This is a genomic window from Magnetococcus sp. PR-3, from assembly GCF_036689865.1.
In the GTDB taxonomy this organism is placed as follows: domain Bacteria; phylum Pseudomonadota; class Magnetococcia; order Magnetococcales; family Magnetococcaceae; genus Magnetococcus.
Map to the genome: position 1 here is coordinate 1 of NZ_JBAHUQ010000063.1, position 9,494 is coordinate 9,494.

7 protein-coding genes and 1 tRNA gene are annotated in these 9,494 nt (G+C 47.1%); 6 read left to right on the forward strand and 2 right to left on the reverse strand.

What is annotated here, in order from left to right; all coding sequences use genetic code 11:
- The first annotated feature begins 233 nt into the window (after window positions 1–233).
- A complete protein-coding gene (locus V5T57_RS20330) occupies window positions 234–587 on the forward strand; it encodes a hypothetical protein (protein ID WP_332893106.1) in 354 nt (117 codons plus the stop codon).
- Window positions 588–746: 159 nt separating this feature from the next.
- On the opposite strand, the gene V5T57_RS20335 is transcribed toward V5T57_RS20330, so the two are convergent.
- Window positions 747–822, reverse strand: a tRNA-Glu gene (locus tag V5T57_RS20335).
- A gap of 361 nt (window positions 823–1,183) precedes the next feature.
- Here V5T57_RS20335 and V5T57_RS20340 point away from each other — a divergent pair.
- The 4 genes from V5T57_RS20340 (at window position 1,184) to V5T57_RS20355 (ending at window position 6,790) form a co-directional block, all read left to right on the forward strand.
- Window positions 1,184–1,495 carry an MTH1187 family thiamine-binding protein gene (locus tag V5T57_RS20340; protein WP_332893107.1) on the forward strand — a complete coding sequence of 104 codons (312 nt, stop codon included), beginning with the start codon at window positions 1,184–1,186 and terminating at the stop codon, window positions 1,493–1,495.
- 207 nt (window positions 1,496–1,702) lie between these two features.
- On the forward strand, window positions 1,703–2,653 hold the full coding sequence (locus V5T57_RS20345) for a sugar ABC transporter substrate-binding protein (protein ID WP_332893108.1): 951 nt from the start codon (window positions 1,703–1,705) through the stop codon (window positions 2,651–2,653).
- Between the two features lie 34 nt (window positions 2,654–2,687).
- Window positions 2,688–5,426 carry a hybrid sensor histidine kinase/response regulator gene (locus V5T57_RS20350; RefSeq protein ID WP_332893109.1) on the forward strand — a complete coding sequence of 913 codons (2,739 nt, stop codon included), beginning with the start codon at window positions 2,688–2,690 and terminating at the stop codon, window positions 5,424–5,426.
- Window positions 5,427–6,394: 968 nt separating this feature from the next.
- Window positions 6,395–6,790: a sulfur globule family protein gene (locus V5T57_RS20355; RefSeq protein WP_332893110.1), complete on the forward strand. Its 396-nt coding sequence runs from the start codon at window positions 6,395–6,397 to the stop codon at window positions 6,788–6,790.
- 189 nt (window positions 6,791–6,979) lie between these two features.
- On the opposite strand, the gene V5T57_RS20360 is transcribed toward V5T57_RS20355, so the two are convergent.
- Complete coding sequence (locus V5T57_RS20360; protein ID WP_332893111.1) at window positions 6,980–7,513, reverse strand: acyloxyacyl hydrolase; 534 nt, start codon at window positions 7,511–7,513, stop codon at window positions 6,980–6,982.
- A 108-nt stretch (window positions 7,514–7,621) separates the two neighbouring features.
- Here V5T57_RS20360 and yddG point away from each other — a divergent pair, with 108 nt between their 5' ends.
- Window positions 7,622–8,512 carry an aromatic amino acid exporter YddG gene (gene yddG / locus V5T57_RS20365; RefSeq protein ID WP_332893112.1) on the forward strand — a complete coding sequence of 297 codons (891 nt, stop codon included), beginning with the start codon at window positions 7,622–7,624 and terminating at the stop codon, window positions 8,510–8,512.
- The last annotated feature ends 982 nt before the right edge of the window (window positions 8,513–9,494 follow it).

Genomic DNA, 9,494 nt, shown 5'->3' on the forward strand with positions numbered 1-9,494 from the left:
TTAACAGTCCATTCGACCTTAAATCAAACACACACCACAGAAGTCCCCCTTTATAACCTTTGACCCCAGGTCAATCATGACGCTGACATATCCCAGATCATGCGATATCATGAATAAGCAAATCCAATAAACAACTAGACACAACTTTGAACAACTTTTATATTCACTCTAAATATATCCTATAAATGACTTATAACGATGGATAACTTTTAATTTAATCGAGAGATACCTAGATGCACGACGAAAACGAACCGAATAATGATAAACACGAAAGATCCAGCAGAATAGATCATACGGATTTAATGACATTTGCAGGGGTTGCACAAGAATACTTCACCTCTCAAGGAGAGAGCCAACGCTTACAAGCCCAACAAGATAAAGATGTGCTTGCATTTCAAAAATCAACCTTTAAGCATCGTTTCTGGTTTTATCTATGGATGAGTATCGCGATATTTGCCATGGCAGCAGGCATTATTTTCATGCTCGGTGAGATTGATAAAGGGCTTAGTGTGTTGAGTCATGTTGGGGCAGTTATTGCTGGTTTGTTAGCAGGAGCAGGTCTAGAACGAGTGCGGCTAAGCACCTGATTGATTTCATGGAAGCACGTATCAGATCGGTATAATCTCTTTCAGCCATACTCCAAACACAAAACGGCCTGCTGAGGTTATCAGCAGGCCGTTAAGGCACACGCCCTTTTGGGGCTATCTGTGCAAAACGCCAGTCGGGGCAGACAGCGTTTTAATATATGGCGTCCCGTACGGGAATCGAACCCGTGTTACCGGCGTGAAAGGCCGGTGTCCTAGGCCCCTAGACGAACGGGACGTCGTTGCGCTCAGCTAAATGATCATCTGTTGTGCAGAGTCTCTGTTCAACCGAGACCAAGAAAATATCGATATCAGACGCTCAATGCAACGTTTTTTTTTAAACGAACCCCACTTTTTTTCAATCATCCGCTTCATCCAGGCCAATAAAGGCAACACCCGATCTATCGTTAAGAGGATATTCACTAAAATAAACATCCCTATAACACTGAACTTTACACACACATACCGGCTCTTTTAACCTAAAGCGCAAATAGGGGGTTGGCTTAAACACAATGGCTTTGCCAATGGAACCGCAAAACCAACCCCACATAACACACCAAACAACCGGGGGAAAACCCCAGCTAAATGAGGAGCCAACCATGAGTGTACTGGTGGAATTTTCCATGACCCCTCTGGATAAAGGGGAGAGCGTTAGTAAATATGTCGCCCGCTCCTTAGATATTATTTCTAACAGCGGCCTTCCCTATAAACTTGGCCCTATGGGTACCTGTGTTGAAGGAGAGTGGGATGAGGTCATGGCTGTGGTTAAACAGTGCTATGAAAAGATGAACAGTGACTGTGACCGTATTTCTATCTCGATTAAAGCGGATGCGCGAAGCGGTAAAGAGGGTCGGTTAGAAGGAAAAATCCAATCCATTCAAAACAAGCTTGGTGGCAATATTAACTGCTAAGCTTTCAATGTAGAGCACCTTAACAGGGGGGGGGAGAAAACGGCCCCCCTGTTTTCATCACCCACACTTATACCCCCTACGTCACAGGTTCTGCTTTTCAAGCTCCATGGCGAGGTCTATGATGGACACTCATCATAAATCGAGCTTTTAGAACTTTTCAGTGTCTCAACGATCTTGCTTTGACACTGTCATTCTGTAGGGTGCCCTATGCTTAATGTCGTTCGCGTGATCACCTCAGCTTTACTCTTGCTGATTCCTACACTTAGCCAGGCGGACGAAAAACCTGCCCACTATTTTTTTATTTCCCATGCCGGGGTCTCTGACCCTTTTTGGAAGGTACCCTTCAAGGGTGCACGAGATGCCGCCAAAGAGATGGGGGTAAAACTCACCATTTTAGCCCCTGAACGGCCAAATGATTATGGTCGGCAGATCACCCTGTTACGACAAGCTATCGCCCAACAGCCAGATGGTATTGCCACGACTATTTCTGACCGAAACGGCTTTTCAACCTCGTTGATCGAAGCCAAACAGAAGAGAATTCCTGTCATCGCTTTCAATGCACGGCCAACGGATGACAACCGCCAACGCAACCCTTATCTGGCCTATATTGGTATGGATGACTATGCTGCGGGTCAATCCTTAGCCAAACAAGCTTTGCAGAGAGGCGAGCTATCCAAACGGGTTGTGGTGGTTATTCAACAAGCAGGACATGCAGGCTTAGAAGCCCGCTTTGGTGGAATTGCTGAAATTTTGTCTCATCACGGATTAAGTGTCGACCGCTTGGATTCCGCCCCGACCAAAGCTGAAACAGAACAGAAATTTCGTACCTATATCCAAAACCATAGCCATCTTTCTGCCGTCATCACTCTGGGGCCCGATGCTGCCCACCCAATAGGCCGTGTTATTAAAAAAGATGGCCTACAGCTCTATTTTGCCAGTTTTGATCTTTCCCCACTCTCAGCGCGCATGATCAAGGATGGATTGATGGACTTTACCATCGACCAACAGCCCTATATGCAGGGTTATCTGTCCATCAAACTCCTACACTTGGCCAATCGCTACGCCATGACACCACCGGATATCAATACCGGTATTGGGTTGATTGATCGGCACAACCTCCCCTCTGTAGAAAAGCTCGCCAAAACCCATATTCGCTAAGGAGGCAATCTGTGCCATTTCGGATACCCCAATCATGACCTCAATTCGGGCAAAATTTCTGATTCAATCTGGAATCAGCGTACTGGTTGTGGCGTTTTTAGGGGCTGCTTCTGCAGTATGGGTAACCTTTGCTGAGCATCGGGAACAGGCTTATGACCACATGGGTCTAACCTTAAATCACTTTCAGAACCAACTGCTCAGCCAAATTGAAATTATGCAGAAAACATTGGCCGATGAGGCGCGCAACAGAACGCTTTACAGCCATCTATACAGCATACATGAACTACAGACACAGAACCTGGGCGATACCACCCACATTTTAGCCCGGAATATTCAATTACAAATGGTGGAAGATCTACGTCGCACTCTGCTCGCCAAAAGTTTTGATCTGGCAGGCCTCTATTTAAATGGCCATTTGGTGGCCCTGACTGACCGTCAACAGGTTCGGTTAACCAACCAGACACTGAATCATAGCAAAAGCCCCCTGCTCACCCCGGTCAGTGATGCCTCTAAAATTCGTTTTGCTCCACATCTATGGAAAAAAGCCCCGTCGGATTTTGACTATTTAATGCTCAAGCGACTTAAACATAAAACCGGCGTTCATCTTACCATGGACCATGGAGCCCTCTTTATTGAAGGCTCCATCCCCTTAATCATTGATGTAGATGATCCCGATGGGTATGAAACCTTCCCTCAACAGGTCGGTGAAATTCGATTCCTCAAGCAAATCCTGCATACACAGTTGCTCGATAGCTTTCGTACCACTGGCTATATCACCGATCTATACAACCACCAAGGGGTACTTGTGGCAACCAGCCACCTTCACGCCCCTGCTGACCCAAGCCGTCAACAGATCTTAAATATGGGGCAGGACCCCACTGTTTTACATGAAATTTACCGACAAAAAATCCCATATTTTGCCCGTATTGTACCTTTTTCCTATCAAGGTAAGCTGCATGCTTATTTGATCGCTTACACCTCTCAAGAGGCTGTTCGACATAATGCAGCGCGTATATTAACCCTTCAACTTGGGGCTCTGGTATTGGGGTTACTCTTGGCCGGGATATTTGCCTTAACCATTAGTACACGAATTACCCGCCCACTGAGAAACCTCTCTCAGCAGATGCGGCAAATTGCCACCACCCGTGATTTAACCGGTCGCCTTCCTAAAAGTGATAAAGAAGATGAAATTGGCCATTTAGCGCAATCCTTCAATCAGATGATTGAGGCTCTTCAGGAGTCAGATGCGGCAACCCGTCGGGCAGAGCAGAAGTATCGGGGGATTGTAAACCATGCCGCAGAGGGGGTATTTCAATCAACATTAGAGGGATATTACATCACAGCTAACCCAGCTTTGGTGAAGCTGTTTGGCTATGCAAACGTCGAAGAGCTGCTCAAAGCCCCCATCGAAGAACATTATGAAGATCCAGCCCAGCGAAAAATACTGGTGCAGACACTACGGGCGCACGGTAAAATTTTAGATTTTGAAATTGTCTTAAAACGTTTGGATGGACATCGGTTTACGGCATTGATTAATGCCCGCTTAATGTCCCTAGAAGGTCATGATGAACAGATCATTGAGGGCATGCTGCAAGATATAAGCGCCCGCCGTGAAAAAGAGAAAGCTGAACAAGCCAAAGAGGCTGCAGAGGCCGCCACCCAGGCCAAAACACAATTTTTGGCAACCATGAGCCATGAAATACGTACCCCATTAAACGTTATCATCGGCATGTCTGAGCTTTTATTGGAAAGCGAAAAGAACCCTCAGCGTCAACACTACCTTGAGATCTCTCATAGTGCTGGTGAAGGCTTGCTTAGTCTCATCAATGACATTCTTGACCTTTCCAAGATTGAAGCAGGAAAGCTAAGCTTAGAACAGGCACCCTTTGATCCTGTTAAGCTCTTGCGCCAAGTCGGGCAGATTTTCCTACACCCAATACAAGAAAAAGGGGTGACGTTAAAGATTGAAGCACAGCAACCTCTACCCGCGTGGGTGATGGGCGATGCTGCCCGTATACGTCAAACATTGATTAACCTCATCGGTAACGCCGTTAAGTTCACCCATCAAGGAGTGGTGACTATCCGCCTGATCGCACCAAAGCAAGACCAGCTATGCTTTGAGGTTATAGATAGTGGTATTGGTATTGATGCTGAGCAGCTCAAGACTATTTTTAAGCCTTTTTCTCAAGCGGATACAAGCATCACCCGCCGCTTTGGGGGCAGTGGTTTGGGGTTAACCATTTGCAACTACCTGATCGAGCATATGGGGGGGGAACTTCAGGTCGAGAGCCAACTTCAACAAGGCAGCCGTTTTTTCTTTAACCTTCCGCTCCCAGCCTGTAAAGCACCCAAGCAGGTAGAGCCCCCCGTTCAAAGCGACACGCAATCTTCGCTTAAACCGGGGCTATCCCTACTTATAGCCGATGATTCTGAAGATAATATCACCCTACTAAAAGCTTATTTAAAGCATACCGCGCATCTGGCTACCTATGTACGCGATGGGGTAGAAGCAGAATCAACCTTTATAAACGGTCAGTTTGACTTGGTTTTAATGGATGTGCAGATGCCAAAACAGGATGGCTACAGCGCCACCCGCCATATCCGCACGTGGGAACATGACAACAATCACCCAGCAACACCTATTTATGCCCTATCAGCCCATGCTTTTTCTGAAGCCCACGATGACAGCCTAGCCGCTGGGTGCGATGGCCACCTCACCAAACCCATTAAACGCCAAGAGCTGTTGCAATTTCTGGATACATTTGTTGGTTAAATAAGAGAGCTCTTTTTTATCCGCTCAATCCGCTTTTTCTCTAAGCCATGGCGGAATAGACACACGACCTTCAAGAGACATCGCACCTCGGCTTCCTGAACTTCTAGGGTAAAACGCATCCTCACATGCCGGTAGTGACTGTACGGTTGAACTGGTAGATGCCATGACAGCCTCACTGTTTAACAGTAGGCTAAACGTTGTCTCACCACTTAAGATAAACCCTCTTTATACCTATTCTGGGGGTCGGTTGGGTCTTGATCACATACCCGCATGTTGTGAGACCCCACTAAGATCTAGATGATAGGTTCCTGGCTCTTTTCAGGGTTTGTCACTTCTCTGTAGCGGATACGGTTGGTTAACGTCATGGTCAACAATCCGCACGGTCCTAGCCAACTAACCGGCTGCATTTAAAAGGTACAGCACCTATTCACTTATTCAGTTGTGATATCTTATTTATCCGTACACTTCTTTTTCGTAAAACCGTTCGAAATACGTAACAATACAATAAGCTACGGGCTTTATTTTATAGTAACACCCTGCCTATTTGCGACAAAACCCCATCACCTGTAACATGGTTTTACAATTTAAATCAATAAGATCGAAGATTATGATTGCCAGCGCATGAATGAATCTGATATTTAAATAGTCGTTATTCACACTCTACATATTTATCGAACAGTTTGTGGATCTCAAAAAAAAATCACATGCTTGGTAGTGCCTCTTTAATCTGCATCTACCGCGCTTTTTTAACTAAGCCAAGCATGCGCCAGCACAGCCACCACGGTTTTCAACCGAAGGTGCCGATCTAACGTTTAGATCTGAAATCCAAAGTACAATCAGCACTACATATACTTTTTTCGCACCTTTGATCATTTAGGTTAAAGCGTGCCTGCTGGTCGCTGCTCGACTTCATTGGAGCTCGCAGCGACCTTATTGGTCTGAGCACAGACCTGTTACTGGAGATCATCATGAAAAAGATTAATATTCTGGCTGTTGCAGCTCTGTTGGGTGGTTTGGCTCTGGCTCAGGCTTCCGACGCTGACGCTTTCTGGGGCAACAACGGCTGGGGCAACAACAATGGTTGGGGCAATGGCATGGGCAATGGCGTAGGCAATGGTACCGGCAACGGTAGCTTTGGCTTCAACATGAGCGGCAACGCTACCGGTCGTGGCAACGGCTACAATGGCTACAACGGCTACAATGGCTTCAATGGCTACAATGGTGGTGGTTACCCCGCATGGGGCGGTTACCCCGGTGGTTACCCCACCATGGGTTACCCCGGTGCATACCCTGCCCACCCTGCTATGATGGGTCACCCCGCCATGCAAGCTCCTGCAGCCCCAGCAGCTCCTGCTGCTAAGTAAGCTGCCATCCCTTCAGGGATGATGTTGATGATGATCAAACCCTCCGCCTTGTGCGGAGGGTTTTTTCATTTTAGAGCAGCACGTTTAAACCATAGAAATAGATTTAACAATGGGGGGGACATATGGGGGGGACATACGTAAACTTAGCCATCGTTTATCGACAAGCGAACATTGCATTGTTTCGGTTGACTAAAAGCGGTGACCGATGCGTAAGCCAATGGTATCCAACCCCTCATTTTCATCGGCAAGATAGGCGTTGGAGATATGATCCACCATCAGTGAAAGGCTATTCTGCTTGGTTAGTTGATACCCGACAGAGGCCGAGAGACGGAACAGTACCTGAGAACCAAGACTTTTACGGTCTGAAGCATAGTTTAAGGTGTCGCCATTATGAACCGTCCCCCCCAATGACCCTTCCACAAAAAGCTGATTGAGCCATCTATGGTGCCAGGTTAGCCCTGTATAGAGCTGACTGGTATAGCCGTCACTGTTAAGGGCAAAGCCCACATGGGGCCTAGGGCTGCCCATGGATGACAATAAACGCGGTGTCGCAAATAGAATTTCACCATTAAGATCTTGACCACCTTCTCGGTTAAAACTCAAAAAATCAATATCATGCAACATCGCCCCTAAGCGCAACTCTGGACCCACCTCTTGAGCATGTAGAGGAGGTGAGCACAACCCTGCACAAACCGACATAGCCACCAACATGTGCTTTTTCATCGCCTTCTCTCCCGACTTCAGTACAATAGCTCTCCTCATTTTGGTCTCGGGTTATCGCAAAAGGTTTCTTTTAAAGCGATACCTTGGTTTTTTATCACGGAAACAACCATGTCAAACCGTACCGCCACACGCCTTGGCTTTGGTGCCATTCTTCTTTGGTCTACGCTGGGTCTACTCACAGCTATAGCAGGACCACTCCCCCCTTTTCAAATGGTTGCATTAACATTTTCAGTTTCTGCAGTTATGGGTCTGATTGGCATCATCAGTCCTGGTCCTTGGGGGCGCAGTATGCATAAATACCCACTCAAACTATGGGGGTTGGGATTGTGGGGGCTGTTTGGGTATCACTTTTTCTATTTTCTCGCTTTGGGCCATGCACCTGCTGTTGAAGCTAACCTTATCAATTATTTATGGCCTCTACTCATTGTTTTGTTTTCAGGCCTATTGCCTAATGAACATCTTTCTCGCTGGTCTATCATAGGGGTTGTACTGGGCTTTATCGGGGCAGCGTCTGTTGTGGTCACGGCTGAGGGTTCATTGAGTAATGAGGCGGCTGGTTTTGGTTATTTCATGGCGGTTATGGCGGCCTTAGCTTGGTCAAGCTATTCGGTACTTAGTCGCCATTTTGCACATATTGGTAGTGATGCTGTGGCGGGCTTTTGCCTGCTTACTGCGATCAGCGCCTGGGCCTGTCATATCAGTATGGAAACATGGGTTGCACCAAGCCTGACCCAATATGCTGCATTAACCAGCCTTGGTTTGGGGCCTGTTGGGCTGGCTTTTTTCTTGTGGGATCGGGGCATGAAACGAGGAGATATTCAACTCTTAGGTACACTTTCCTACCTTACCCCCCTACTCTCTACCTTACTTCTGATAAGCTTTGGGCATGGCCAATGGCGCTCTAGTTTATTGATGGCTGCCCTACTTATTGTGAGCGGCGCATTTCTGGCTTCTAAAAAAAGCACCGAGCGTACACCACCAACTCTAAAAACACCGTAGGATGCAGGTTGAAAACTTGCTTTTTTGATCGCATCCCATACTTGTAATCATGCCTCGCCACGACTTGAACGGCCACTCTAGTATAATAGAAACCCTTCACAAGGTACCTCAAGGCTTCATGATCCACCCGACACAGAGTACGGTGCAAAGCTTGAGCACCACCAAGATCAAACGTCTAGCAGATCGAATAGCCCCTCCTGTACAGATTGCTACCTCACCCCCTTTCCACAGGGTGATAACCTTACCTTTAAAGAGCCGACATAGAGCTAAGCCAGCTCCAAAACACAGCTGGCATGACGACAAGTGTGCCTTTTAGCCGGGAGCCCCATCTAGCAGGTTTAAAAGCGAACCTTCCCCAAACGGCAGATCGTGAGCAACACCCCGCCCGTTATTCACAAGCTTAAACCGTGTCATCACATTGTGAGGTTGATTTTCCGGTGCCCATGGTGATGGTTGCGCCCCACCTTGGGCAACCAGCCATGTGCGACATAGGCTGATGGTGGATAGCCGCCTTTTAACCAATATGCGGATCAAAGATGGATTGAAATGCTTGCCCCTGTTACAGAGCCATATGCCTGCGTAAAGCATTCGATACATTAGGGCGATAGCCCACCGATAGCATTGACGCCCCCATGACCTGCTCTGTCGCGGCTTGCTGGATGAACTAAACCTAAGAAACCTCTGATGTAGCTGGCCTTAAAAGAAGATCCCACGGTGGAAATATGAGCTAAAACAAAAAGGAACAGAATAAATCTTAGGAGTAGCTTTAAAAAAAGAAGATATAATCCCCCACTAAAGCAAGGAACATACAACGGCCCTCTTCTCAGTTTTTTGCCATCAACCGAGCACGTCCCCCCCATCAAGCTTAGTATCAACCAGCTTTGCGTACCCCTCTTCACTTACCAGCCATCCATTATTAACGAGATTCAGCACCTGCGGCCGTTGTGAACAAGACAGGGTTTGATAGGGCGGCACGGTAAGA